Source organism: Ruminococcus sp. 210702-SL.1.03 (assembly GCF_020559915.1).
In the GTDB taxonomy this organism is placed as follows: Bacteria; Bacillota; Clostridia; order Oscillospirales; family Ruminococcaceae; genus YE71.
In genome coordinates, this window is the sequence record NZ_JAJCLZ010000019.1 from 1 (window position 1) to 26,112 (window position 26,112).

20 protein-coding genes are annotated in these 26,112 nt (G+C 46.6%); 12 read left to right on the top strand and 8 right to left on the bottom strand.

The window, feature by feature from the left end; genetic code table 11:
• Positions 1 to 100: 100 nt before the first annotated feature.
• The 5 genes from LI114_RS09850 to LI114_RS09870 all read right to left on the bottom strand — a co-directional run bounded on the left by LI114_RS09850 (position 101) and on the right by LI114_RS09870 (position 6,177).
• The gene (locus tag LI114_RS09850) at positions 101 to 568 is read right to left on the bottom strand and encodes a hypothetical protein (RefSeq protein WP_227220526.1); all 468 of its coding nucleotides are present in this window, start codon (positions 566 to 568) and stop codon (positions 101 to 103) included.
• Positions 569 to 710: 142 nt separating this feature from the next.
• The gene (locus LI114_RS09855) at positions 711 to 1,466 is read right to left on the bottom strand and encodes a hypothetical protein (protein ID WP_227220527.1); all 756 of its coding nucleotides are present in this window, start codon (positions 1,464 to 1,466) and stop codon (positions 711 to 713) included.
• A 27-nt stretch (positions 1,467 to 1,493) separates the two neighbouring features.
• A complete protein-coding gene (locus LI114_RS09860) occupies positions 1,494 to 2,969 on the bottom strand; it encodes a restriction endonuclease subunit S (protein ID WP_227220528.1) in 1,476 nt (491 codons plus the stop codon).
• Complete coding sequence (locus LI114_RS09865) at positions 2,963 to 4,996, bottom strand: N-6 DNA methylase (RefSeq protein WP_227220529.1); 2,034 nt, start codon at positions 4,994 to 4,996, stop codon at positions 2,963 to 2,965. Before LI114_RS09865 ends, LI114_RS09860 begins: the two co-directional genes overlap by 7 nt.
• A gap of 161 nt (positions 4,997 to 5,157) precedes the next feature.
• Positions 5,158 to 6,177: a hypothetical protein gene (locus LI114_RS09870; protein WP_227220530.1), complete on the bottom strand. Its 1,020-nt coding sequence runs from the start codon at positions 6,175 to 6,177 to the stop codon at positions 5,158 to 5,160.
• A 405-nt stretch (positions 6,178 to 6,582) separates the two neighbouring features.
• Between LI114_RS09870 and LI114_RS09875 the strand changes: the two genes are divergently transcribed.
• From LI114_RS09875 to xerC, 5 genes are all read left to right on the top strand, one after another.
• The gene (locus tag LI114_RS09875) at positions 6,583 to 8,043 is read left to right on the top strand and encodes a YfjI family protein (protein WP_227220531.1); all 1,461 of its coding nucleotides are present in this window, start codon (positions 6,583 to 6,585) and stop codon (positions 8,041 to 8,043) included.
• Between the two features lie 109 nt (positions 8,044 to 8,152).
• Complete coding sequence (locus LI114_RS09880) at positions 8,153 to 8,449, top strand: helix-turn-helix domain-containing protein (RefSeq protein WP_181979696.1); 297 nt, start codon at positions 8,153 to 8,155, stop codon at positions 8,447 to 8,449.
• The gene (locus LI114_RS09885) at positions 8,446 to 9,018 is read left to right on the top strand and encodes a CHC2 zinc finger domain-containing protein (RefSeq protein WP_117904297.1); all 573 of its coding nucleotides are present in this window, start codon (positions 8,446 to 8,448) and stop codon (positions 9,016 to 9,018) included. Before LI114_RS09880 ends, LI114_RS09885 begins: the two co-directional genes overlap by 4 nt.
• A 430-nt stretch (positions 9,019 to 9,448) precedes the next feature.
• Positions 9,449 to 10,339, top strand: coding sequence for a plasmid recombination protein (locus LI114_RS09890; protein ID WP_227220532.1), 891 nt, complete (start codon positions 9,449 to 9,451; stop codon positions 10,337 to 10,339).
• Positions 10,340 to 10,448: 109 nt separating this feature from the next.
• Complete coding sequence (gene xerC, locus LI114_RS09895; protein WP_227220533.1) at positions 10,449 to 11,597, top strand: tyrosine recombinase XerC; 1,149 nt, start codon at positions 10,449 to 10,451, stop codon at positions 11,595 to 11,597.
• 131 nt (positions 11,598 to 11,728) lie between these two features.
• On the opposite strand, the gene rpsI is transcribed toward xerC, so the two are convergent.
• The 3 genes from rpsI to LI114_RS09910 form a co-directional block, all read right to left on the bottom strand.
• Positions 11,729 to 12,130: a 30S ribosomal protein S9 gene (gene rpsI, locus LI114_RS09900; protein ID WP_022127233.1), complete on the bottom strand. Its 402-nt coding sequence runs from the start codon at positions 12,128 to 12,130 to the stop codon at positions 11,729 to 11,731.
• A gap of 22 nt (positions 12,131 to 12,152) precedes the next feature.
• On the bottom strand, positions 12,153 to 12,581 hold the full coding sequence (rplM, locus tag LI114_RS09905) for a 50S ribosomal protein L13 (protein ID WP_022127232.1): 429 nt from the start codon (positions 12,579 to 12,581) through the stop codon (positions 12,153 to 12,155).
• A gap of 118 nt (positions 12,582 to 12,699) precedes the next feature.
• The gene (locus tag LI114_RS09910; protein WP_227220534.1) at positions 12,700 to 13,986 is read right to left on the bottom strand and encodes an acyltransferase family protein; all 1,287 of its coding nucleotides are present in this window, start codon (positions 13,984 to 13,986) and stop codon (positions 12,700 to 12,702) included.
• A gap of 208 nt (positions 13,987 to 14,194) precedes the next feature.
• Between LI114_RS09910 and LI114_RS09915 the strand changes: the two genes are divergently transcribed.
• The 7 genes from LI114_RS09915 to ftsH all read left to right on the top strand — a co-directional run bounded on the left by LI114_RS09915 (position 14,195) and on the right by ftsH (position 26,057).
• Complete coding sequence (locus tag LI114_RS09915; protein ID WP_227220535.1) at positions 14,195 to 16,441, top strand: hypothetical protein; 2,247 nt, start codon at positions 14,195 to 14,197, stop codon at positions 16,439 to 16,441.
• Between the two features lie 420 nt (positions 16,442 to 16,861).
• Complete coding sequence (locus LI114_RS09920; RefSeq protein WP_227220536.1) at positions 16,862 to 18,841, top strand: ribonuclease J; 1,980 nt, start codon at positions 16,862 to 16,864, stop codon at positions 18,839 to 18,841.
• 30 nt (positions 18,842 to 18,871) lie between these two features.
• The gene (locus LI114_RS09925; RefSeq protein WP_227220537.1) at positions 18,872 to 20,839 is read left to right on the top strand and encodes a DHH family phosphoesterase; all 1,968 of its coding nucleotides are present in this window, start codon (positions 18,872 to 18,874) and stop codon (positions 20,837 to 20,839) included.
• 18 nt (positions 20,840 to 20,857) lie between these two features.
• Entirely contained in the window at positions 20,858 to 21,304 is a 447-nt protein-coding gene (gene rplI / locus LI114_RS09930; protein ID WP_227220538.1) for a 50S ribosomal protein L9, read from the top strand.
• Positions 21,304 to 22,662 (top strand): replicative DNA helicase, encoded by a 1,359-nt coding sequence (gene dnaB, locus LI114_RS09935; protein ID WP_227220539.1) that lies wholly within the window; start codon positions 21,304 to 21,306, stop codon positions 22,660 to 22,662. The genes rplI and dnaB overlap by 1 nt, the downstream gene beginning before the upstream one ends.
• Before the next feature lies 1 nt (position 22,663).
• Positions 22,664 to 23,980, top strand: coding sequence for a tRNA lysidine(34) synthetase TilS (gene tilS, locus LI114_RS09940; RefSeq protein WP_227220540.1), 1,317 nt, complete (start codon positions 22,664 to 22,666; stop codon positions 23,978 to 23,980).
• A gap of 94 nt (positions 23,981 to 24,074) precedes the next feature.
• A complete protein-coding gene (gene ftsH / locus LI114_RS09945; protein WP_227220541.1) occupies positions 24,075 to 26,057 on the top strand; it encodes an ATP-dependent zinc metalloprotease FtsH in 1,983 nt (660 codons plus the stop codon).
• The last annotated feature ends 55 nt before the right edge of the window (positions 26,058 to 26,112 follow it).

Sequence of the window (26,112 nt, forward strand, 5' to 3'; positions counted from 1 at the left end):
CAATTTTAGTATTGTCAAAAATTTGGCAATTATTGCGTTTACACGGTTTATTTTTTGGAACCACGGCTGTGCCTTCGGGTGCAGCCGTTATCTTATAATGCTAAAAACCCCAAAAGCTGTCTACTTTTTTCTTTAAGTCAAGCAGTTCATTTTTTAAATCATCAAGATTCATCGTCAAAGGAGTATCCTCTCTCTCGATATACAATCGCTTTAATAATAAATCCAGTGTGTAAGTATGATTATTCCTTTTATTTCGCAGAGTATCTTTCCTTTCTTCAGGAGTATTCTCATCAATTGTATTGAAACCACCAACAGCATCATGCTTTTTTATCACTTCGATATTATGCTCGTCAATATGTTCAATAGTGTTTCTGAATGCTTTATTGCTCAAAATAGGATAGTTATTCTTATCAAATCCATAATTAATGCGATTAGCAGATCGTCTTACGAAGTAGTCATTTGTGCTGTTTGGGTTATTGCTTTCTCTGAAACGTTCAGCTATCTGTCCGAGAGAATATAGTAAATGGTCTGTATAATAATGATAATACTGTGCCTTACTTTCAAACAAGTCGCTGTCAGAATATTTGCAATTATAGATATGATCAAGTGAAATTAAAGCACTAACCAACTGAAAATGCAAATAATAGCTTGTTTCTGCTTCATATGCATCATTAGGAGTATTTATGAGGAATCGGCATAATCATAGCTCCTTATTTCAGCTTTAATAAAGGTGTTAACAATACTTCATACGCATATCTGTATACATCGCTCGTTTTTCTATCCGGAGAAATATCGCCATGAGCTAAACAGCAACGAAGCATATACAGAATTTTAATTATTGCTTCTGCAATTTTATCATAATCTTTTATAAATAGATAAGTTCCAATTTTAGTACCGAGTTTTTCATTCTCTGTAGAGCTGAGAACACTTGATTCTTTATACGGAATCATCTCGTTATAGCATTCTGCGCATTTAGTCTTTCTCTCCAGAGTTAGAGTGAAATAATCTGTTTGTTGTTTTAATGCATCAATATCCCATTCGTCTTGTTCATATCTTAATAATTCTACACCTGATTTAGTATTTAAAACAACAGTTGTCAGTTTACCATGGCTTTTACTGCATTTATATTTAATACTTCTATATTCAAAGTGGTGATCAGAATTTTTATTCTTGGTCAGAACTTTAGAAAAAGATATATCTTGTTTTACACCTAAGTATTCTTGGCTTTTTATTGGTGAACTATTAAGAACTTCATGAAGTTTTGCTAAGTTATTTTTAAACGAAACTGCTTCATTATCTTCAGCTGCCAGAAGATTAGTTATATATGATTTGAAACGACTATCGTCACAGATTTTTTCTATGCATTGTTGATCCGTCTTTTCATGTATTTCTTCATTATACCACGCATTAAAAGCTATCCATGCTTTGAGAAATAGTCGATTTTGACTTTGGCATTTTCGATCCATTCTTTATATCCTGCCATTCAGCATCCCTCACTCCGCATAAATAACTTCCTCATCCAGCACCTTCAACGCTTCCTGTTCAAGCAGATAAGCCTGATAACGTTTTTCATTTGCTTGCAGGGCAAGATCATTGATCTGCTTTTGAACGTCTTGATTCCGTAAAATAGGTACTTCTACCGATTGAATATGAAATGGTTCGATTGCGTCAACAACTCCACCATAAGTGAAACGTTGAATCAAAGCTTTTCCGTACTCAGAATTCAAAAAGATATACAAGTATCCGCAAACATTTTTATTGCTAAGTATTTGCATCATATTGTCACTTATAGCCCAGCTATAAAAATGCTTACATGGTAACTCAACATCACCTAATGAACCTCTTGCCGGAGTTAGTATAGAATATGGTTTAATGCCTAAAGAACCCTCCAATTGCTTCTTATGTGCTTTTTTTGAAAGATACTTTTCGGTTGTCGGAATTAATTGATGCATTTCTTTACCACCGATAAATTTTACACCATAATCCTTTTCAACATAAACACGTTTAAATCTACCAGGCAGAACGACATCACTGCTTATTCTTTCATCTCCCACAGTAGTAACTTCTGCTGCATTCTTTTTCAGAATATCGACAATAGCGTCAACTATCGGCACATGGTAAGAAGCATCAGCTCTGCCTGCCATTTCGCTCAGCTTAACATTAAAAGTCTGAACGCTTTTGCTTTTATCAAGAGTATCTATCTCTATTTCGCTGATAGGCGGCAGATTGAGTTCCTTTACAAGTAATGCCTGTGCCTGATCAATAAGAGCATTGGATTCGTCTCGTAGTGAATAAGACTTCATTATCAAATTATGAATCTTTTTTCTGATTTCTATAGGTGCATTTGGAATAGGTGTTTCTGAAAGATGCTCGGGCTCTAAATGAGTTATTACAGAACCATATCCGTTTGTTTGTAGTATAGTATTTCCTACCTTAGATTTGAGATAGGTATATGCATAACCTAAATCATAATCATTTTTAAAGGTAACTCGTATTACATCATCAGAAAACACTGTACCTAAAATAGTTTTTGACACTAATGAAATGCTACCTATTGTTCCAGAGCGTGTTAGCAGAAGGGTTTTCTCTTTTAATTTGAGTTCATCAATGTCGCATTTAGTTAATTTGGAAATATATTTATCTGCTTTAGGATAAATGTCAGTCATTTGTGAAGGAAGATAAAAAGGAACACCGTTTCCTCTATCACAGTATATTCTTTTAAAACGACCAGGATAATATGCGGTATCAATTATACCTTCATCACCTAACAATACACTACATCCATATTTGTTATCTTTGACCAAATCATGTGCTTGTTTCGCCTCGACATCAAAAACACTTGCTTCAAGTCTTTTACCACGTTCAACCATTTCGGCAAGAGAAACAGAACACCATTTTACAGGTGCTTCGCTGATTTCTATTTCAGCCTTCGGGGCATTATCAAGTTTTCTGGCTAAATTGTCTACCATGATAATCCCTCCTGTTTTTTCCACTGAGCAAATATCTCAGGAACATCAGGTGTCTGATCATCTTCTATCTTTGTCTTGCGCTCATGAGCAACAGTTCTGTCGCCTGCACTTGTTTCATCAAGCACATACACATTATTCTTCTCAGGAATGAGTATTTCGTTGCCTTCCTTATCACGCTTGAAGATAGGTGTTCCTCTCTTATCATGGCCGATTTTCTCAACCATAGCCATGAAGATGTTGTAATCAGCCATACTTCCGCTTTTTTCTTCCTTATCCTTCTGCTCCTGAGTTTTCTTTTGCAGGAACAGAACAGAAGTCTGAGTGCCATTTCTCGGCTGGAAGGTGTCAGCGTGAAGGTCTATGCTTGCAACTATACGATGATTATGGATAAGCCACTCTCTGATGTATCCAAGTCCGGGAGAACCAAGAATAGAGTCAGGCAGTACGATGCCCATACGACCACCGGGAGCAAGAAGCTGTGTGCAGCGCTCAATAAAGAGTATCTCAGGAGGAACAGATGACTGCAAACGGTCTGTCATAGTCCAAACGTTAGTTTTCTTGTCGCACTCCCAGATATGAGCAAGCTCAAACTGCTCAAGGATATTCTTATCCTTAACGGGTATTTTGCTACCGAATGGGGGATTAGTTACTATAACATCAAAGAACTCTAAAGTCTTGTGATTACGGATTTCTTCTTTTTTGATGCCGAGAGCTTCTGCCAGCTTAGTGCGAAATTCATCAGTCCATTCGTGAGGAGGCAGGAGAGAGTTGGTCTGTAATATATTACCGCTGCCGTCATTGTTGCCGTCATTGTTCATGACCATGTTCATCTTTGTGGCTTTTACAAGATCAGGGTTAATATCAAAGCCAAAATAGTTGTGAGCTGCCATGTCGGATTTTTTATCCTGAAACAACTTCTTGGTATCGTAGTCCCAATCTTTCTGCGGAAGTCCGATCTGCTCAGAAAATTCAGCTTCAAGCTGAGTTATAACATGAGTCATTGCAGTAACAAGAAATCCTCCCGTTCCGCAAGAGCTGTCCAATACTTTTTCATCAACCTTCGGATTAACCATCTCAACAGTCATTTTCATGACATTTCGAGGGGTAAAGAACTCACCACGATCGCCACGCAGGTTCGCACCTACTATTTCTTCATAGGCTTTACCCTTAATATCAATATTGGTATTGAGAAGACTGTATTTCTGCAATTCGCTTACAATATAAGCAAGACTTCTCGGTGCCAGCTTTATTTCGTCATTAGAATCAAATATCTTGCCGTGTTTCTTCTTAACACGCTCAAAAATCTTGCTAATACGCTTCTTAACCGTAAGCTGCCCATCAGGATTGGAACGTTCCTCGGAAGTTGTATAGAATTCCAGAGGGTTAGGGATATTACGCTCGTCTTCTATCTTACAGAAAATAACCTTTAACAGCTCAAAGAAAGCAGGCTGCTTCTGCAAACCATCATTCACATGAATATGGTTATGACAGGTTTTGAATACAAAAAGCAGATTGTCATCGTAAGCGTTTTTGAGAGAAGTACGCTTTGGACGGTTGATATCGTCGAGGTTTCCGTCAGCAGAAGGAATATCGTTATAATCCATGAAGTCAATCTGACCCTGATCATTAACGTATTTCTTAAAAACTTCCTTTTGCTTGCCGTTTGTCCACATTCCCCATTCGCAATTAGGGCAGGCAGACATATAGGACTTCAACTGCTCAACGCCATCTTTAGCGTTTCTTGCATCAACAGTTTCCTTTTTGCACTCAATAATTATATACACATTCTCCTGCTTTTGTTCAGTGCAATCCTTTTTGAATATAACAATATCAGCTCTTGGCTTTCTTGAACCGAGCTGAAGAGTGTATTCTATCTTTATCTGTGAAGCATCGTATTTATGCTCGTTTATCAATCTTTTCTCAATAGTCTGGCGGACGTATTCTTCGGGTGTATCGTTACGGAACTTACCGTCAACGTAGTCACATATTTTTCCGTCAGGTATAGAAATAATCTTATTATCAGCCATTGTTTTACCACCTTTCGGTATATCTATTCCAAATGGGCATAATACACCATATTATACATGATAACATATTTCCGAAAAGGTTTCAATACTTATTCAGAAACAAATTTATTACATTTTGTTAATGTGATTATCCACAACTTTGACTCCACCGGAGTCAAAGCTCAAACCTTCCTCCCAAACCTCTCAACAAGCTCTTCTGCAATAGCCTTCATCTCAGCCTTATACTTAGCACTGAGTTTTTCAAGCTCCTTAGTCGGCAGACCGTTGCGTATCAGGCGTCTTTTGAGCTTGTCTATATCTTCCATACGCTCCTGTTTTGCCTGCATAAAATCGTCGAATTCGGCAGGGTGATACTTCTCAACACCTGCTTCAACGAGAACCTTCTTATATCTGCGGACATAAGCATCATAATCACGCTTCACGGCTGAATATGCCTTGGTGTTTTCCTTGTATATGGCTTCCTTCTGCTGTTTCTGTGCTTCGATGCACTCGGCGGAGTGACAGCAGACTTCTCTTTCCGTTCCGAGAAACAGCTTATGACAGAAACCGCACTCGCAGACAGTCCACTTATTATAATGAACGAGCTGCCCAACCTCTGCAAGGACGGTCAGCAGGCAGTTGTCGCTTTCACGGAACACATTGAATGTGTAATCATCGGCAGCAACTACCGTTCTTCCGGACTGTATCATAAAATGCTCCATAGTAGACTTATGGCTGAAATACGCATCACTGCACATCAATGCGAACTGCGTATCCATATACGCCATGAGCTTTCGGGATACCTCGTCCTGTATCTTTCTCCTGTTGAGCTTGGCGATAACAACGTCATTCGGTTTCAGTAGGACGTGCCTCTCCTTGTCATAGAACTCAATAACAGAGCTGACATATCCTCTGAAAAAGATATTCTCCCCATATTCAGCTATAAACCTTGCTATCATATCATCGGTGCTGACTTCAATGCTCTTGTCAATACGCAAGGCGCTGTTGAGCCTGTCCTTGAAAGCGTCATAAGGCTCGGTATGTTCGCAGAACACCCTATGCTGATTCATCAACTCATCAAAGGTGAACGTCCTCGTATTCAGGACTGCACCGTGTATGCTTTCATCAGTATCATTAACAGACTGTGCGATATTTATCGTGCGGTCTGTTTCGTTTATACGGTAAATTGTCGTAGTTTCCATATGCTCTCCTCGCTTTCGGTATCTTCTTCCATTATAGCATATCATACGCAGAACGTCAATTATAATGCGTATTATAGCGTAACATACTTCGTACAATAAAATGGTTTTGAGTATTTGTTTGCGTGAATACGCAATACACGCACAAGCGTCCAAAAGGAAATGCTACAATATCCATATCATTCGCACCCCCAACCGTCACCCCACAAAAAACACCCCCATCACCATTTCCACCGTTATTTTCACTACATTTATTCCTCCAAATTTGTGCAATGATATGATTTTTCTTTTAATTTGGACATATTTCATTGTTTGTTGCATATTTTCGTGCAACTTTTTGGGCTTTTGACGCTATTTATAGAGGGGTATTTCTCCTCTGACAATTTTTTGAAAGGACGATGATGATCGTTGAACAATGAAAACCAGTGGGAAAGACTCGCACCACTCCGTCCCGACGGGACAAACCTCCTGCCGTTCCCTGTGAACGCACTTCCACCTATTATAGGTGATATGGCAGACGCAATAGCGACTACCACTTCAACGGATGTTGCTATGGCAGGCACTTCAATACTCTCGGCGGTGAGCTACTGCTTTTCGGGCGTGTACCGTATGTCAGCCAAGCGTGACCACACCGAGCCTTTGGTGCTTGATGCCCTCACCGTGGCAGAGCCGAGCTTCAAGAAGTCGCCTGTTATCTCTCTTATCAAGCGACCGTATATACAGTTCGCTCACGACTGGAACGAGCATAACAAGCAGGATATTTTCAAGTCACAAGCGGAGCGTAAGCTGTTGGAAAGCAAGCTCGAAGCACTTGAAAAGAAGAAAGACGTTACCGCCGAGGAGATAGCCAAGCTCCAGACAGAGATCAGCAATATCCCTTCGAGCAATTTCCGCAGGATCGTTGTTGATGACATCACTCCCGAATCCCTTGTGAGCCGGCTGGAAGAGAACGGCACTCTGCTGATGATCTCGGACGAGGCAGGAATGCTCGGCAATTTCAGCGGAAGATACAGCAACAATATCCCCAACCTCGACCTGCTCTTGAAATCTTGGAACGGCGAAACCTACATCAGCGACAGAGCCACCAGAGAGAGCATTGCCCTCAAAAAGCCGTACATGAGCATCTGTCTTGCGTGTCAGCCCTATATGTTCGACAGCATGATAAATAATCCTGTGTTTCGTGGCAGCGGACTGATAGCGAGGTTTCTATATTGTTTCCCCGTAAGCAATATCGGTCATCGTAAGTACGATACACAGGCTGTTCCCGAAACTGTTGCAGAGAATTACAAGAAGCTGATATACAAACTCCTCAGTAAGAAGTTTGCTTATCACGACGAAAAGGAGCTGTATCTCCATTTCGATGAAAAGACATACGGTGAGTTCGTAGATTACTACAACAGGCGTATTGAGCCGATGCTCCTCACGGATATGGCATTCTGCAAAGACTGGGGCGGAAAGTATCACGGAGAACTGCTCCGCCTGTGCGGTATCATTCACTGCATCAAGTGTGCTTTGAATGGTGTTGAGCCAGCGGAGAATCGTGTCACGCTTGATACGTTCTGCAACGCTATTGAGATCGGTGAGTATTTCCGTGAACAGGCGATATATGCGTACAGTCTCGGTGACGTTGACCACGGAACGATAAAGGCAGAACGTGTGATAAACAAGATACGCTCCAAGCACATCACAAATATCAGGCAGAATGACCTGTACAAGCTGTGCAGATGCACACTATTTAAGAATGCCGCCGACTTTGCTGAGACAATGGATATGCTGGAGGAATACAGGTATATTGTCCGCAACACAAGCAAGGGTGCAAACAACAAAACGATAACAGACGTTATCATCAACCCGAACATTTACAGATGATGAAATCTGAACTTTCCGCATTTTGCACACTTTGAAACTGCAAAATGCTCAAAATGTTCAAAGTTCATAAAACACAAAACTCTTAGATAGAAAGATGAGGATTTTAATTATGACAAACGAAAGAAAAGAACAGCTTCTCGACCAGATACTTGAACTCATGACCGCTGTCGCTTACGACAGAGAGCCGAATGAGGGCGCAGTCCCCGAAACAACCAAAGCTCCTGCACCTGAAAAGGTGAAGATGCTGACCGTCAAGGAATGTACCGAGCTTATTGACGGGCTTTCCGAACACACTGTCCGTATGCTTGTAGCTCAGAACAAGATCAAGTATATCCGCACAGGCGAAGGTGTTCGTGGAAAGATACTTGTCAACAAGGCTGACCTGCTTAACTATTTCCAGAATTGACGGTATTCGAGCAAGTAAAATCTGCTATTGATATGAGAACGGTAGCGGAGGGATATGGTCTTGAAATATCCCGTGGTGGTATGGCACTTTGCCCGTTTCATAACGAGCGTACTCCCTCTGCAAAAATTTATCCCGATGCTCTTCATTGCTTCGGCTGCGGAACGCACGTTGACGTTATCGGTTTCACGCAGAAAATGTTCGGATTGGACAAGCCTATTGATGCTGTGAAAAAGCTCAACGATGATTACGCTCTGCATATCGAAATCGGCAAAGCTCCGACTGCGGAAAAAGTGTCCGAATATCAGAAGCGAGTCCGAGAAAAACGAGCCTATGAAGAATGGGAGAAGTCAGCGTGGCGAACACTCAATGATTATCTGTGGCGGATGCGTGAATGGAGAGAATTTGCTCCTGCTTCTCCCAATGAAGAATGTGACGAGCGTTTTGTATATTCCTTGCATCATCTGGACTACGCAGAGTATCTTTGTTTTGAGTTCATAAACTGCAACAAAGCTGGTCGGCTTTCCATGAAAAATATCGTTGCTGAGATAGCAGATTTTCAGAAAAAATGAGAGCTGATTTTTCAAAATTGTAATGCGGATTTCCGCAGTTCTCACGGGTACGATTCAGAATAACCGTACCCACAATTTCGGCTGCTCCGCCAGCCGATAAGAGCCTCGCAGAGCCCCGGCATTTTTGATAGTCGTGTAGGCGGCTGTCAAAAGTGCTTTGGGGTTACCGGCGGCGCTCGCACAAGACTTCGCTATGTGCCGCAAGTAAAATCCGGTGCTTCGCACCGTTTGGGCTGCCGATCTCCGTATCGTTGCAATCCAATTTGACCATCAGGGCTATATGGAGCATAAGCTCCGTCTTATGCGAAATTCTTCAAAGCCCGACAGGGCGTAAATGTTCTTAGTAGCACAAGCTCTGTCTTGTGCGTAATTCTTCAAGCCCGTCATGGCTTACATGATGAAAAAAATTTTATGAAAGAGAGACTATAACATGAGTACAAAATCTATCTCGATGTGCGAGGGTAAAGGCAGCCTTTCACATAACAACAGAGAGTTCTCTGCCAAGAATATCGACAGCTCCAGAACACCGAACAATGTTGTGTTCGTTCATCAGGCTCTGAGTGATGCTTATCATCAGCTTTTCGATGAAGCGGTTGAGATATATAACGCTTGTCAGAAAAGAAATGACAGGAAGATTTCGGACTACTTTCAGCACCTGTTTAACCGTCCGCCCTCGGCAAGCGTTATCACGGGAGCGAACAAGCAAAAGAGCTTTTATGAGGACTTAGTGCAGATCGGCACGAAAGACGATACGGGGGTAGGTACTCCCGATGCGGAGATCGCTGTTGCCTGCCTGCGTGAATACATGGAGAGTTTTCAAAAACGCAATCCAAACTTCTACGTTTTTAATGCCATCCTGCACATGGACGAAGCCCGTGCGGAGCTTGACAAGGCAGCAAAGAAGAAGGTCAAGCTCGATGAGATCGGGGGCATTGAAGCCAAGGAGTCTGTGTTTGGCAAAAAGGTCACACTTTCCAAAGAGGACTATGACAAGCTCAGCGACACGGCAAAGAAGTATGTTGCTATGGAGAAGAACATCAAAAAGCTCAAAAAAGAACGTGACACTGCCGTGCAGGAGCTTGGGGCTGTGATGCAGAAGTTTGAAGCGGTGTCCTCGGAGCTTTCGGAGTACAAGAAGAAAGAGGAGAACGCTCATTACCTTAGCCGTAAGAAGCTGAACGCCGAAGCACAGCGCATCAAGCGTGAAGACCAGCTCTCCCGTGATCTACAGAAAGCAAGGGCGTTCATATCTGCCTGCGGACTTGCGGAGGATTTTGCCCGGTATAAGTTTAACAAAACAAGAAATGCAGAGTTAGAATAAAAGACAAAAAGCTACGGCATATCTCCGAAAGCACTTGACAAAGATAGAATAGTGCGCTACAATGCTAAATACAGAGATATGCCGTAGTGTAAATTTAGGAGGATTTACATTGGCGAATATAACAAAACGCGGAAACACATTCCGCATCAGGGTGTTTGTCGGCTGCGATATGAACGGCAAACAGCTTGTAAAATCAACGACCTACACTCCACCTGACGGAGTGACACCAAAGAAAGCCGAAAAACTCGCCCAGGAGTACGCTTTCGAGTTCGAGAGACACTGCAAAGGTTACTCTCAGCTGAACGAAAATATGCGTTTTTCCGAGCTTGCAGATTGGTATTTCACAAACTACGCTCCGCAGGAACTGAAAGAAAGCACGATCTATACCTACAAGGGGCAGTACAAGAACCACATCGAGCCTGTTCTCGGTAATGTTAAGGTAAAGGACATCAACGCTCCCAGGCTGACGCAGATAATGCAGTCTTATAACTTGAACCCTGCGACGGTAAAGAAACTGTACGTCATAGTGCAGAGCATCTTCCGCAGAGGAGCAGAGCAGGGCTTCATTCGTGACACTCCCTGCCGTAACGTGATACTGCCGAAACGTAAGAAAAGTCGTAAAAACAAGGCTTTAGAGGACGACAAGCTCAAAAGGTTCATGGAATACCTCGAAAGTAAGCCGTGGGACGAGGACTTCAAGCGTATCATCAAGGTTCTGCTGTACACGGGTATGCGTTCGGGAGAGTGCCTTGGACTTGCTTGGGAGGATATCGACTTTGAGAACAACACTATCTCGATAAACCACACGTTGACCGACATAGGCGGAAAGCATGAACTGACTGATCCTAAGACCGAGAGCAGTATCCGCATCATCGGTATGGGGCAGGAGCTGAAAAAGATTCTTCTTGCACAAAAAGAGTATATCGAAAAGCTGAAATATGCCCTCGGTGATGACTTCGCTCATCCTGAAATGGTGTTCGTATCAGCAAGAGGAAACTACCGTGACCGTAATTCGGTGTATCAGTCCCTTAAACGCTTCACCAAAGGAACGGAGTTTGAGGATATGACGCTACATAAGCTGAGACATTGTAACGCTACGCTTTTGCTGAGCAGCGGAGTAGACCTGAAAGTGATCTCCGAACACCTCGGTCACTGTGACATAGGAGTTACAGCGAACATCTATGCCGATGTACTCCAGAAGCAGAAGATACGTCTTGCCGACACGATCGATGATAAGCTTTCCGATGAACTGACCTAACACAAAAAACCTCTCTGTCGGTTTCCCGACAAAGAGGTTTACTTTCAAAGTATTTAGTTGAACAATTTGTTGAACAACTTCGTAAAATATTCTCGAAAATACCGTAAATAGGCGTTTTGCGAAAAAATCTTTTAACGCTTTGAGAACTGAGGAGCACGTCTTGCAGCCTTTAAGCCGTACTTCTTTCTCTCCTTCATTCTCGGGTCACGAGTGAGGTAGCCCTCAGCCTTCAGTGCAGCTCTCAGCTCGGGATCGAACTGGAGGAGTGCGCGGGAAAGACCGTGACGGATAGCGCCGGCCTGTCCGGTAACGCCGCCGCCAGTAACGGTGCAAACGATGTCGAACTTGCCCTCAGTGTTGGTAACAGCGAAAGGCTGACGAACGATAAGCTTTAAGGTCTCAAGACCGAAATAATCGTCAATATCTCTGCCGTTTATAGTGATCTTGCCGGTGCCTTCATAAACGCGAACTCTGGCAACGGAGTGCTTTCTTCTGCCTGTGCCGTAATAAAACGGATTCTTGGATTCGTACATTTAAATCTGCTCCTTTCGTTGATTAAAGCTCGTATTTCTCAGGCTTCTGAGCGGCATTGTCGTGCTCTGCGCCCTTGTAAACTCTCAGGCGGGTAGCAGCTTTTCTGCCGAGCGTGTTGTTGGGGAGCATGCCGGTCACAGCAATGGTCATAGCTCTGTCAGATTCCTCAGCCATCAGCTTGGAATACTGGATCTCTTTCAGACCGCCTATCCAGCCGGTGTGCCACTTGTAAGTCTTCTGAGTGAGCTTGTTGCCGGTGAGAACAGCCTTGTCCGAATTGATGATGATAACGTGGTCGCCGCAATCAGCGTGGGGTGCGTAGGTAGGCTTGTGCTTACCTCTGAGAATGTGTGCAGCCTTAGCCGCTACACGACCGAGGGACTGACCCTCAGCGTCGATAATATACCACTTGCGCTCGATGTCGCTAGCTTTAGGCATATAAGTAGACATAGATTTTTCCTCGCTTTCCTAACTCTTCTGAATATTTCAGACTTTTTGATACTTGTATATTATACCACGAATTTAGAAATTGTCAAGTCACTCACGCCAAAAAATCAAAATATATCCCTCATACGCTCTGTTTCTCTTTGAATTTCTCTGTTTCTCTCGTTTTCTCATTTTTCATTTCATTTTTTTCAGCACTATCTCCTATGCACAAAATCTTACTGTAAATCCACTTTACGCCACTGTCAAACCGAATAATGCGCTTGATCCCCTCGATGATCACAGATACTCCCAGTGAGATAACAAGCAGCAGCGCCCATCCTGTCAGAAAATTTTCATGGTCATATATAAAACTTTTGAAATAAATAGTTTTGATAAACAGATGTATCAAAAATATGTTTGTGGCGTGCCTGCCAATGAAGCTCAATATGCTCCTTACAATTGGCAGCCAAACCACAAATTCACACAAGAAAAGTATCACGACCGTCGGCAGCAGCGCCCACTGTATCTCCCAAAACTTTTTCTCTGGCATCGCGACGTACAGCTTGTTTAGAATGTGTATCAGCCAAATTTCGCCCACAAATTTGCATATCTTCGCAGGGATGGAAGCCATTTGCCCGCCGCATATCCACCTCTGCGCCGCCCCGCTTTTTGCAAAAGCCATGCCGATCATGAAGATGAATAGGAAGCCAAGAATGCTGTTTGTACTGCAAATGCTGCGAATTTGAAGCACTCGCGGTATCACGAAAGCCAAGATAAGCGCCGTCGCCATGCCCAGCCGCTTTTGGTATTTATAGATGAAAGGAGTCAAAACCCCATAAACTACCGCCGCGCTCATATACCACCAAGCATTACAAAGCATGTGCGTTCCGAAAAGATTTGCCAGCCCGAGAAAGTCGATCAGCATGAGAAAACGCCCATATATCGGCTTGTTGTTCTCAAAAAATATCCGCTGAATGTACTCGGGGTTAGGACTATCCTGCCAATTCTCCATTAAACTGCAAAATATCAGGCATAAAATATACACAAACTGGAATCCTGCAATAGTCTTGATATATCTCGCGGCAGACCATTTTAACATATCCTGGCTGTTCTCATGCGCTTTGTCAAACTTACTGTAAGATAAATACAGTCCATAGCCCGAGATAAATGCAAAAATGCTCACACATATCTTACATACTATGGCAAAGTCCACCATGTTTGCCTGCTCAAACGGCGCGAACGACAGATTATACTCGTCAAACATCGAGGGTTTACGATACATATGATGGAACAGCATGAGTAAAATAGCAACACCTTTCAGCGCTGCAGAAGCGCTTTTGTCAAGGTAATTTCTCTCAGTGCCGACTCTTATCGCCAAAGATCTGCTCCAGAATGACCCTTCTTCATCTGGATTTTTCATACTTTCCATAAAAACACCTGTTTCTGTCAATTAACTTTCCTACAATTGGAGAGATATTCCTTATATATAGTAACTCAGCTAAAATTCTAGCACACATATGTTAATCTTTATACGCGTTTCAATGTATAATTTGTGTACTATTGAATATCAGCGGCGATCTCCACCAATAATCTATCTGAAAATATGCGCGTCTGCGCGGTCTGGAGGATATTAAAATATGAAAGCAGTAATTTTGTGCAATACGGATACTGAAAGAACTTCGGCACTTTTGCCAGTAACGGAGAGAATTCCGCTCTGCGGGTTTGAAATAGCAGATGTAACTCCGCTGTATCGCGCCGTTCAGAACGCTTATTCAAACGGTATGAGCGATATTTACGTCATCGGCGACTATCTCACGCGTCGGATTGAAGAGTATCTGCTTGCTGACAGATTTAAAAATATGAAACCAAAATTCTGTCAGTATGAGTCGAACTTTGCAAATAAATTAAACGAGATCGCGAACGGCGAGGATATTCTCGTGCTCAATGCAGACACCTATCAAGCTTTGCCGCTTGACAAACTGATAGTTTTTTATAATGAAAATCGTCCTTCGGCGGCGGTTCTGACGGCAGAATGTGAGCGCGGTTTTGGCGTGAATGTGCGGGCGGAGGGCGAAAAAATGACCGAGATCGGCGTCTTTGTGCCCTGCGAAAAGGCGGAGCAGGTGTTCTGCGGGGCGGCGATCTTGTCGGCTGAGGCGTTGGCGCCGCTGAATAATTCGCCTGCAAATTCGTTGGCGGAGCTGCTTTCTGAGCTTGCCGAGGGCGGCGACGATGTGCTTGTTTGCCTTGAAAATGCCGGGTTTGCGCCGATAAATTCGCCAGCCGATCTAATAGAAGCTGCTCACACGCTGCTTGCGAACGGTGAATCAAGTGATATATCTGAATTGCCAAAAGCAGGAATTACGGTTATCGAGCCGGTCTATATCGGCAGAAACGTTACGTTTGAAAAAGGGTGTGTTCTGGAAAATACTGTTGTTGGCGACAACGCTGTGATAGGCGCACGCGCTCGATTGAACGGCTGTATTGTGGGCGAATCGGCAAATATTGGCACGGGTGTACAGAGCAAAAATGCTATTATCTGTGCAAATAGTCATGTTAAGGCAAGTTGCATGCTGGAAGAAAATTGCGTAATAGGCGAAAGCAGTCTGATCGGAAGCGGCGCGCGGGTCGAGAGCGGCGTGAAAATTTACGCGGAAAGGCGCGTTGAGGCGGGTGAGATCGTTTCGGCGGACGTGAAATGCGGGCACGGCGGTGAGCTGGCGCTTGACGAGGAGGGCTGCTGCACTTTTGCAAGCGGCGCGACACCCTCTGACGCGGCGCGGTTAGCGATGGCGGCCGGCACGGCGCTTCGCGAGGGCAGCATGGCAGTTTGCAGCTGCGCCGAGGGCAGCCGCTCGCTGTTGGCGGCGTTTGAAAGCGGGCTGGAATCTGTGGGAATAACGGTGTTTTCCATCGGCATGGCTACCCCTCAGCAGACCATGTTTCTGATAAATCGCCTAGGCGCTGATGTCGGAATGTGCATAAATAATGGCGGGTCAGATAAAATATGGCTTATGTCGCGCGGGGGTCTGCCGCTGGAACTGAAGCTTCAGACTGCTATGGAGCGCGCTTGTTCGCTTGCACGTTACCGCGAACTGCCAAATTCTTACTACGGAACGCATTGCAATATGTCAGATTGTAAGCAATTATACAAAATATACCTCAACCAAATTCTTCCGAAAGCATTTGTCGGTTTGAATGCGGATGTCAGAACTGCCGATGTGGCACTTGCTCGGCTGTCAGATGATGTTATCCGCCCCAAGAATGACCTTTCAGGCGAGCGCGTTATTTTCCATATTTCGGGCGATGGGCGCGCCTGCACGGCGTATTCCGACGCGACGGGCTATGTTACTGGCGAGCGGCTGACTTTGCTGGCGGCGAAGGCTAATTTTGAGAATGGCCTGCCGGTGGCGCTTCCGAATACCTTTCCACTAGCGGCTGATAAGCTCGCGGAGCAGCTCGGCGGCAAACTTTACCGCTATTTTGAGCAGGCGGGCGACGGCGACGATGCGGCGCGTGCTGTTGCTGAGCGATCAGATAATTTCTTTGTGCGCGACGGGCTGGCGCTGCTTTGCACGGTCTGCAATTATCTGAGTTCGCATCGGGTAACTCTTGCACATGTAATGGCAGACATACCGCAATTTTACTCTTCACAACGCTTTGCGGCGAGCAAGGCTTCGGCAGGCGAGATCTGCCGCGTGCTGGGCTGCAGGCGCGAGGGCGGCGACGGCGTTATGATAAGCGACGGGACTACGCGCGCGATGGTGCGCCCTCTGCGACACCGTCGCGGCATGGTTATATTTACAGAAAGTGTAAGCTGTGAAGCCGCCTCCGAGCTGTGTGACGAGGTCATTCGCAGACTAAAAATGGGTCTTGATAAATAAACTGGTAATTATACCCAACTTGGTGACTTCTTCCGCTATAAAAATCGCAATTTCCATTGACAAATCGGTGGAACTTTGCTATAATGATTATAGATATTTTTGTTCGTGAGTCGAGCGCGCACAAGCGCCCTTTATATAAGGTATACTCGGCGAAAAGTTTTAGCGCGGAATGCGGTCTGCGCCAAAAACTGGCTGTTTAGTCACACTATTTTGTTCATCCAATTTTTGCCGATACGGCGCAAACAGTCGGGCTTTTTAGAATTTTGTAACGTGAAAATATTTGAAATTTGCAGTCGGAAAACGTTTCGGCTGTACATTGTTGTAACTGTTGTAATTTAATGTAACTGGGAAAGGAGAGTTATGCCGCTTGAACGCCTGAGAATATGCTGTAAATTCTAGCGTCGATCGGCATTTTATGGAATGAGTGTTCAGAATAAATCAAAAAATCGTTACCGCGGTGCCCGTGATAACCGCGATGTGCGCGAAAATGCACCCGAAAAGCGCAGAAATGAGGGCAATTCGCTCGATAAACTGATAGGTGCAGACAAAACGCAGAAGAAATTTTCGCCGCTGAGCGTGCTTGGCGCACCCGTACAGCGCCGTCAGCGCGGCGAACAGCCTAAGCGCGACCGTCAGAATAGGCAGGAACGCGATAACTTGGCAAATAACGCTAATTTTGTGCCTGCGAACCGCACAAAAAATCAGCGCAGAGATCAGAAACCGCGTGAACAGCGCCGCACCCCCGTCAAGATAATCCCTCTGGGCGGTTTGAACGAGATCGGCAAGAATTTCACCGTAATCGAGTGCTGCAACGATATGTTCATAATCGACTGCGGATTGGCGTTCCCCGACAGCGAAATGCTTGGCGTTGATATTGTTATACCTGATTTTACCTATGTTGAGCAGAATAGGGATAAACTTCGCGGTATCGTACTTACTCACGGCCACGAAGACCACATCGGCGCTCTGCCGTATTTCCTAAGAAAGATAAATGTGCCTGTTTATGGTACAAGGCTGACGCTCGGTCTGGTCGAGGGCAAGCTCAAGGAGCATGGTCTGCTTAATTCTGCCAGACTTATGCCGACCGAACCGCGCAAAACTATACGCTTCGGCTGTATGGCTGTCGAATTTATCCGCGTCAACCATTCTATACCTGACGCGGTCGGCATGGCTATCCACACACCTGCGGGCGTGCTTATCCACACCGGCGACTTCAAGGTCGATTACACGCCGATAGAAGGCTCGGTGATAGACCTCGCGAGGTTTGCTGAACTGGGCAGCAGGGGAGTGCTGGCACTCATGTCAGATTCGACCAATTCCGAGCGCCCCGGCTACACGATGAGCGAGCGCAAGGTCGGCGAAAGCTTTGAAAAGCTGTTCACAAAGGCGGAGGGCAGGCGCGTTATAATCGCGACATTCGCCTCGAACATCCACCGCGTACAGCAGATTGTGAACATCGCGGCGCGCACGGGCAGAAAGGTCGCAGTTTCGGGCAGAAGCATGGTCAACGTCATCGGAAAGGGCATCGAGCTGGGCTACCTGAAAATTCCAGACGGACTGCTTATAGACATCGAAATGCTTTCGCGCTACCCCGCCGACAAGGTCTGCATCGTCACAACGGGCAGTCAGGGTGAGGCTATGTCTGCGCTTACGAGAATGGCGCGCGGCGAGCACAGAAACGTGACTATAACCCCGAACGACTTCATCATAATCTCGGCGAATCCCATACCGGGCAACGAAAAATTCGTCACCAAAGTTGTCAACGACCTGCTTCGTCAGGGCGCGGACGTTGTCTACGAATCAATGTACGAGGTGCACGTTTCGGGTCACGCGTGTCAGGAAGAGCAAAAGCTGATACTTTCTCTTACAAAGCCCAAATTCTTCATACCCGTGCACGGCGAATACAAGCACCTTATGAAGCACAAGGCGACTGCGATGTCCGTCGGCATACCCGAGGAGAACATCATGATCGCGAGCGTTGGCTCGGTCATCGAAACGGACGGCGTGGATATGCGGATCACCGGCACTGCGCCCGCGGGCAACGTACTGGTAGACGGTCTGGGCGTCGGCGACGTTGGCGCTATCGTCCTGCGCGACAGAAAGCACCTCGCGGAGGACGGCTTGATAATCTGCTTCGCGACGGTGGACAGAATGACGGGCGAGATACTGGCAGGCCCCGACCTCGTGTCGCGCGGATTTGTGTACGTTCGCGAGAGTGAAGAGCTGATGGAAAATTCCAAAAAGCTGCTCACGCAGACCTTACAGAACTGCCTCGATAGGGATATGCACGAGTGGAACGCGATAAAGACGAAGATGAAAGACGTGCTTTCTGACTATATCTACCAGAAAACCAAGCGTAATCCAATGATACTGCCTATCATGATGGAAATAAACGACTAAACATTCGGTCGCTGAAAGGAATGTGAACTTATGAAGGGAACATCGGGCTTGCAGATAATTATCAAGCTGACAACGGCGATCTCCGCAGCAGCTTCGCTGATAGCTTCATTTATGCTGTATCAAGTGCCCAGAACGCAGACGCAAGGCAAAGCGCTCTTTGCCGTTTCGGTGATAGCGGCGCTGTTGCTGGTGCTGGAATATGTATTCTTTGGCAGCACTACCAAAAAGTACATTGCCAAAACTGCCGCGATGATAAATAAAACAGAGAAAGAATCGCTGCTGAATTTCCCCGCGCCTGCCGTGATAATTGACGAAAACAACTGCATAGTGTGGTACAACAGGCTTTTCGGCCGCCGCGTTTACTCTGAGGAAGAGGCTTACGGGCTAGACATTACCGAGCTTTTCAAGCTTGATATGGATAGGATTTACAGCCGCGAAGGCGATACAGTCTGCTATAATGAGCGCTTTTACGATGTCCACGCCGTGCATACAGACCACGGCGGCGATATGTCGATGCTGTATTTTGCCGATAAAACGCAGTTTGTCGAGCTGGATTACCGCTTCCGCCAAACGCGCCAGTCGCTGATAATCGTCATGATCGACTACTACGAAGAGCTTATCAGCAACCTGCGCGAAAGCGAAAAAGCGCACGTTTTGGTAAGCATTGAGCGGCTGATAGAGAATTTCATCGACGGCACTACTGCCATCTCGCGGCGCGCGGGCAATGACAGATTTTACGTTATAATGGAAGAACAGTATCTTCAGCCGATAATCGACAAACGCTTTGAGATACTCGAGCAGGCGCGCAAGATAACTGTCGGCGAGCGCACGAACATCACACTTTCCATTGGCGTTGGCCATCAGGCGGGCGACCTTGCCGAGAGCGAGAAGTACGCCAAGCAGGCGCTTGATATGTGTTTAGGACGCGGCGGCGATCAGGCGGCTGTACGCACGGAAAACGGCTACGAGTTTTACGGCGGGCTTTCAAAGGGCATTTCGCGCAATACTCGCGTGAAGTCGCGCATGGTGGCAAACGCGCTGGTAGAACTTGTGAATTCGCTCGAGCGCGTGCTGGTAATGGGTCACACATACGGCGACCTCGACAGTATCGGCTCGGCAACGGGCATCTGCGCGGCGGTCAAAGCTATGGGCAAGGAATGCTATGTCGTTGTCGATAAAGAGCGAAATCTTGCGCATCTGATGATCGACTACATAGAAGAAAACAGTATAAAGAACTATTATATATCTCCACAGGAAGGCCTTTCCAAGATGAACGAGGAGACCCTGCTTATCATCACCGATACGCACAATCCCGACCTTGTGGACTCAAAGGAACTATTGGAAAAAGCAAGCTGTTTGGCCGTTATCGACCATCACCGACTCATGGTCAAGGCGATAGAGAAGAGCGACCTTTTCTACCACGAGCCTTCGGCTTCCTCGGCTTCTGAAATGGTGGCGGAGCTGCTGGAGTATTTCCCAGGCGACCTCAAGATCTGCCCGCAGGTGGCTGAGGTGCTAATGGCGGGTATCATGCTCGACACAAAGAGTTTTGTTATGAACACTGGTGTGCGCACTTTTGAAGCGGCGGCGTACCTGCGCAAACTGGGTGCGGATACCATAGCTGTCAAAAAGCTGTTTGCAAACTCGATGGAAACATACAGACAAAAGGCTGCGATCATCAATTCTTCCGAAATTTACCGCAAATGCGCTATCGCCCACGCCGACGGCACGTTCTCAAATATCCGCGTGGCTGCCTCGAAAGCGGCTGACGAGATGCTCGAGATCTCGGGCGTGAACGCTTCGTTCGTGCTCTACGAGCTAGGGGGCAAGGTAAACATTTCGGCGCGTAGTCTGGGACGGTACAACGTTCAGGTAATTATGGAAGCTATGGGCGGCGGCGGTCACCATGAAATGGCAGCTTGCCAGCTTAATACAGATATGGGCGACGCAAAGAAGCAGCTCATATCTGCGATAGATGAATATATTAGAAATAATTGACGAAAGGATGTATAAATCATGAAAGTAATTCTTGTAAAAGATGTTAAAGGCTCGGGAAAAGCGGGCGACACGCTTAATGTTGCCGAGGGATATGCCAGAAACTTCCTTCTGAAAAACGGTCTTGCCGTTGAAGCTAGCGCGAAAAATCTTAACGAGCTTGCGGGCAAAAAGGCTTCCGAGCAGCACAAATTAGACGTTGAAAAGGCTGAGAACGAGAAGATCGCGGCGGCGCTCGAGGGCAAGGACGTAACCATCACCGCAAAGGCGGGTCAGGGCGGTAAGCTTTTCGGCGCGGTAAAGACCTCCGCAGTTGCAGAAGCCATCGCGAAGCAGCACAGCATCAAGATCGACAAGAAAAAGATCGTCATGAACAGCGAGATCAAGAGCTTCGGCGACTTTGAGGCGACCATAAAAATGTCGCAGGGCGTTTCCTGCAAGCTGACCGTCAGGGTGGTCGAGGGATAATGGCTGAGGGCTTTAACGAAGCGTTTACGCAGCTTTCGGGCAAGAAGCCGATCTACGCGCCCGAGGCGGAACAGGCGGTGCTCGGCGGCGTGCTGTTAGACCCTTCGGCTCTGCCAAAAGTGGTGGAAATTCTCAAACCCGAGAGTTTTTACACGCCGATACATCAGCAGATCTTCGCGATAATCATGCGAATGTTCGCCGACAACCGCACTGAGGACATCATAACCGTAATCAACGAGGCGGTAACGGCGGGCGTTTTTGAAACTTCGGCGATGGCGAAGACCTACCTTTCGGGTCTGATGGAAGCCGTTCCGTCTACTGCCAATATTGAAACATACTGCCAAATAATTGACGAAAAATACCACGTTCGCAGACTGGTAAACATTGCCAATGACATTATCGAAAAGGCGAACGAGGGCACGGAGGAAGCTTCGGCGTTGCTAGACCGTGCGGAACAGAGTATTTTCGACATTCGTCACAACGAAGTGCAGGGTCTGACGCGCATAGAAAATGTAATTATTGACGCTTATAACCATTTGCAGGAGATAAGTGGAGAAGACGCGGACAAGCACCAGTCGGCGCGCTCGGGCTTCGGACAGCTCGACGCCGTGACGAACGGTCTTAACAATTCCGACCTTATAATCCTGGCGGCGCGCCCTGCGATGGGTAAATCTGCATTTGCGCTCAATATAGCTGTTAATATGTGTAAAAGCTCACAAAAAGATGTAGCAATATTCTCGCTCGAAATGGGCAAGGAGCAGCTCGTAACGCGTATGCTGGCTTCGGAAGCACTTGTCAACAATAATTCGCTGCGCTCGGGCAACCTTGAACCCGAAGACTGGGATAAACTGGTCGCGGCGACCGACCAGCTTTCGCGCTTGCCGATCTATTTGGACGACGGCGCGGGAATAACAGTGCCGCAGATGAAGGCGAAGCTGCGCCGCTTGAAAAATCTGGGACTTGTGGTCATCGACTATTTACAGCTTATGGAATCGCCGAACCAGCACTCCAGCCGTGTAAACGAAGTATCGGAGATCACGCGACAGCTCAAGCTGATGGCGAAAGAGCTGAACGTGCCGGTCATCGCGCTCTCGCAGCTCTCGCGTAGCTCAGAAAAGCGCGAGGACAAGCGCCCGATGCTCTCAGACCTGCGTGAATCGGGCTCTATCGAGCAGGACGCGGACATCATAATTTTCCTTTACCGCGACGCTTATTACGAAAAAACGGCTGAAAACCAGTCGGTGGCGGAATGCATTGTTGCCAAAAACCGCCACGGGCAGACAGATACTGTAAATCTTTCGTGGATCGGCGAGTACACGCTTTTCCGCGGCATTGACATGAGAAGAGAAGACCGCTGATATGATAGAAAAAGTTAGAAATACAGTAGAAAAATACCATATGGCGAATACGGAGGAGAGCGTGCTTTGCTGCCTTTCGGGCGGCGCGGACAGCGTGGCTCTCCTTTTGTGTTTGCACGAAATTTTCCCGCAGGTGCGCGCCTGCCACATCAACCACCAGCTTCGCGGCGAGGAAAGTCTGCGCGACGAGTGTTACTGCGTTGAAATATGCCAAAAGCTAGGCGTTCCGATAGAAGTTAGGCGTGTGGACGCTAAGGAATACGCACAGAAGTTGGGCAAATCGGTAGAAGAAGGCGCGCGAATACTTCGCTACCAAATTTTCGAGGAGATGGGCTGCGACAAGATCGCGACGGCGCACAGCCTTTCCGACTGCATTGAAACGGCGATCTTCAACTTCGCGCGCGGCACTGGCATAACGGGGCTGGCTTCGATACCGCCGGTGCGCGGAAAAATTATCCGCCCGCTGATCGAGTGCAGCCGTGCTGAGATAGAGGAATTTTTGAGCGAGCGCGGCGTGGATTGGGTGACGGATTCTACCAATTTGACAGATGATTACACGCGAAACAGAATTAGGCACAATATAGTTCCACAACTTCGGCAAATAAATCCATCTCTGGAAAAGACAATGAGCGGCACGCTGGACAATCTGCGTGATGACGCCGCCTTTATTAAAGGTATGGCAGACGAGCTTTTTGAGTCGGTGTATTCGGGCGGCGGGCTGGATTGCGCGGCAATAGCGGCGGCACACTCTGCGCTTTCGGGCAGGGCGGTCATGCGGCTGCTGAAAGAGGCGGGCGCGGACACCTCGCGCGAGATGGTGAAACGCGTGCGCGAGCTGTGCACGACAGGAGGCAGAATTTCCGCGGGCGGGGGCGTTGAAGCGTACACCAGCGGCGGCAAATTATTTGCAGTTAAGCCAAACAAAGGCACGCAAATCGAGCAGACCTCAGTTATTTTGCACGGCGACGGCAATTATAAAATTTTTGAAAAAAACATTTTACTGAATATTACACACAATTTGCAATATGATTCAAATATTCATAAAAAGGTAACAAACTTCATTGCTGATTATGGTAAAATAAAAGGTGAAATGGTGGCGCGCGGCAAGCTTACGGGCGATAAGATCAAGCTGATCGGCCGTGGTTTTACAAGTTCTGTTAAAAAACTCGCGCAGGCGTATGCTCCGCCCCACGAACGTGCACAAATGGTCGTAATTACCGACGATGACGGCTTGATATTTGTGGAAGGATATGGTTTTGCTGAGCGTGTTGCAGTTGATAATTCAACAAAAACTGTTTTACACTGCAAAATTTCATAAAACTGTCACAAATATAGTATAAAATATATAAATGATTTGCGCAGGCTTCGGCGCGGTTCGCCAAACGGAGCCAATAAGGAAAGGTAGTGCTGAATTGAAAAATAATGGATCGAGATCGTTTATAATATACCTTCTGGTGGCTGTCGCGCTGATCGGCGGAATGGTCTACGCCCTCACCTCGATGGGCAAGCAGAAGGACGACACCCAGTACTCGAAGGTCATGCGGTATTTCGACGAGTTGCAGGTCTCAGAATTCAAGTTTGATCTTAACTCGGGCGAGTTGACCTATAAGCTGAAAGATTCTGACAAGGAAGAAACTTACACTGTTCCTAATGTCAACCTTTTTGTAAACGAAGTGCTTGGCTCGGAAGATGCTTCTAATTACCGTAAGCTTTACGACGCGGAAAACCCGAAAAAACCGCTGAAATACGACCTTGTGCCCATTTCGGACAACAGTTTTTGGCTCAATCTGATACCGACGCTGCTGATGCTCGGCGTGATGATCTTCTTCTTCGTGTGGATGATGCGGAGCGCGGGCGCGGGCAAGATGTCGGGCTTCGGCAAGACGAATGCGAAGAAAGCCCCCGACTCGAAAAAGGCGACTTTTGCCGATGTTGCGGGCGCAGACGAGGAAAAGGCTGAGCTTCAGGAAATTGTAGATTTTCTTAAAAATAATAAAAAGTACAATGAGATCGGCGCGCGTATCCCTAAGGGCGTGCTGCTGATGGGCCCTCCGGGTACCGGTAAAACTCTTCTTGCGCGCGCAGTTGCGGGCGAGGCGGGTGTTGATTTCTTCTCGATCTCGGGCTCGGATTTCGTTGAGATGTTCGTCGGCGTTGGTGCATCGCGTGTTCGTGACCTCTTCGAGCAGGCTAAGAAAAATGCTCCCGCGATCATCTTCATCGATGAGATCGATGCGGTCGGCAGACAGCGCGGCGCGGGTCTTGGCGGAGGTCATGATGAGCGTGAACAGACGCTCAACCAGTTACTGGTTGAAATGGACGGATTTGAGGACAACGACTCTGTCATCGTAATGGCGGCGACCAACCGCAGCGACATTCTCGACCCTGCGCTTCTCCGTCCGGGACGTTTTGACAGACAGATCTTGGTAAGTCCTCCCGACGTTAAGGGCAGAGAGGAAATTCTGAAAGTTCACACGCGCAACAAGCCGCTCGCTCCCGATGTAAACCTCAAGACCATTGCGCAGAGCACGGTCGGTTTCACCGGAGCAGAGCTGGAAAATCTCGTAAACGAGGCTTCGCTGCTGGCGGCTCGCAAAAATAAAAAGGCTATAACACGCGCCGAAATGGAAGAAGCTGCTATCAAGGTCGTTGCCGGCCCTGAGAAGAAGTCGCGCGTTGTCACCCCCGCCGAAAAGCGCCTCACAGCGTACCACGAGGGCGGTCACGCGATATGCACATATTTCTGCCCCACCCAGGATAAGGTACACCACGTTACGATTATCCCGAGAGGTCAGGCCGGCGGATTTACCATGAGTATTCCTGAAAAGGATAAATCTTACGTTTCAAAGAACGAGATGTTTGAAAATATAATCGTTCTGCTTGGCGGACGTGTTGCCGAAAAGCTGATTTTGGACGATATTTCCACCGGTGCTTCGAACGACCTCGAGCGTGCGACAGCTACTGCGAGAAACATGGTCACACGCTACGGTTTCAGCGACAACCTCGGCCCTGTGGTTTACGGACGCGGAGAACATGAGGTTTTTCTTGGCAGAGATTACAGCTCCACCCCAAGCTATTCGGAAAATGTTGCGGCTGAGATCGACAACGAGATCCGCAGCATCGTCGAGGACGCTTACAACGATTGCGAAAAACTGCTTCGCGAGCATATGGATAAGCTTGAGCTGATCGCGCACTACCTCATGAAGCACGAAAAGATCGACGGCAGCAACTTCGAAAAGCTGATGAAGGGCGAGCTTGACCCCTCTGAATTTATGGATTACGATGTTCAGGCCGCTTATGACCAGAAAATGACAGAGCTTATGGGCGACGCTTACAAGCCCGCCGACAAGACCGATGAGGACGAAAATGCGAATAATGACAGCGCAGCTGAATAATTCCAAATAAATCAAACAAATTACCGCCGTTCAAAAAAGTTCGGCGGTTTTTTTG

What these genes read in the sequence shown, in the direction of transcription:
- LI114_RS09855 (WP_227220527.1), bottom strand. Translation starts at nt 1,466, where the DNA reads ATGGATCGAAAATGCCAAAGTCAAAATCGACTATTTCTCAAAGCATGG.
- LI114_RS09860 (WP_227220528.1), bottom strand. Translation starts at nt 2,969, where the DNA reads ATGGTAGACAATTTAGCCAGAAAACTTGATAATGCCCCGAAGGCTGAA.
- LI114_RS09865 (WP_227220529.1), bottom strand. Translation starts at nt 4,996, where the DNA reads ATGGCTGATAATAAGATTATTTCTATACCTGACGGAAAAATATGTGAC.
- LI114_RS09870 (WP_227220530.1), bottom strand. Translation starts at nt 6,177, where the DNA reads ATGGAAACTACGACAATTTACCGTATAAACGAAACAGACCGCACGATA.
- LI114_RS09880 (WP_181979696.1), top strand. Translation starts at nt 8,153, where the DNA reads ATGACAAACGAAAGAAAAGAACAGCTTCTCGACCAGATACTTGAACTC.
- LI114_RS09890 (WP_227220532.1), top strand. Translation starts at nt 9,449, where the DNA reads ATGAGTACAAAATCTATCTCGATGTGCGAGGGTAAAGGCAGCCTTTCA.
- rpsI (WP_022127233.1), bottom strand. Translation starts at nt 12,130, where the DNA reads ATGTACGAATCCAAGAATCCGTTTTATTACGGCACAGGCAGAAGAAAG.
- rplM (WP_022127232.1), bottom strand. Translation starts at nt 12,581, where the DNA reads ATGTCTACTTATATGCCTAAAGCTAGCGACATCGAGCGCAAGTGGTAT.
- LI114_RS09910 (WP_227220534.1), bottom strand. Translation starts at nt 13,986, where the DNA reads ATGGAAAGTATGAAAAATCCAGATGAAGAAGGGTCATTCTGGAGCAGA.
- LI114_RS09915 (WP_227220535.1), top strand. Translation starts at nt 14,195, where the DNA reads ATGAAAGCAGTAATTTTGTGCAATACGGATACTGAAAGAACTTCGGCA.
- LI114_RS09920 (WP_227220536.1), top strand. Translation starts at nt 16,862, where the DNA reads ATGAGTGTTCAGAATAAATCAAAAAATCGTTACCGCGGTGCCCGTGAT.
- LI114_RS09925 (WP_227220537.1), top strand. Translation starts at nt 18,872, where the DNA reads ATGAAGGGAACATCGGGCTTGCAGATAATTATCAAGCTGACAACGGCG.
- rplI (WP_227220538.1), top strand. Translation starts at nt 20,858, where the DNA reads ATGAAAGTAATTCTTGTAAAAGATGTTAAAGGCTCGGGAAAAGCGGGC.
- dnaB (WP_227220539.1), top strand. Translation starts at nt 21,304, where the DNA reads ATGGCTGAGGGCTTTAACGAAGCGTTTACGCAGCTTTCGGGCAAGAAG.
- tilS (WP_227220540.1), top strand. Translation starts at nt 22,664, where the DNA reads ATGATAGAAAAAGTTAGAAATACAGTAGAAAAATACCATATGGCGAAT.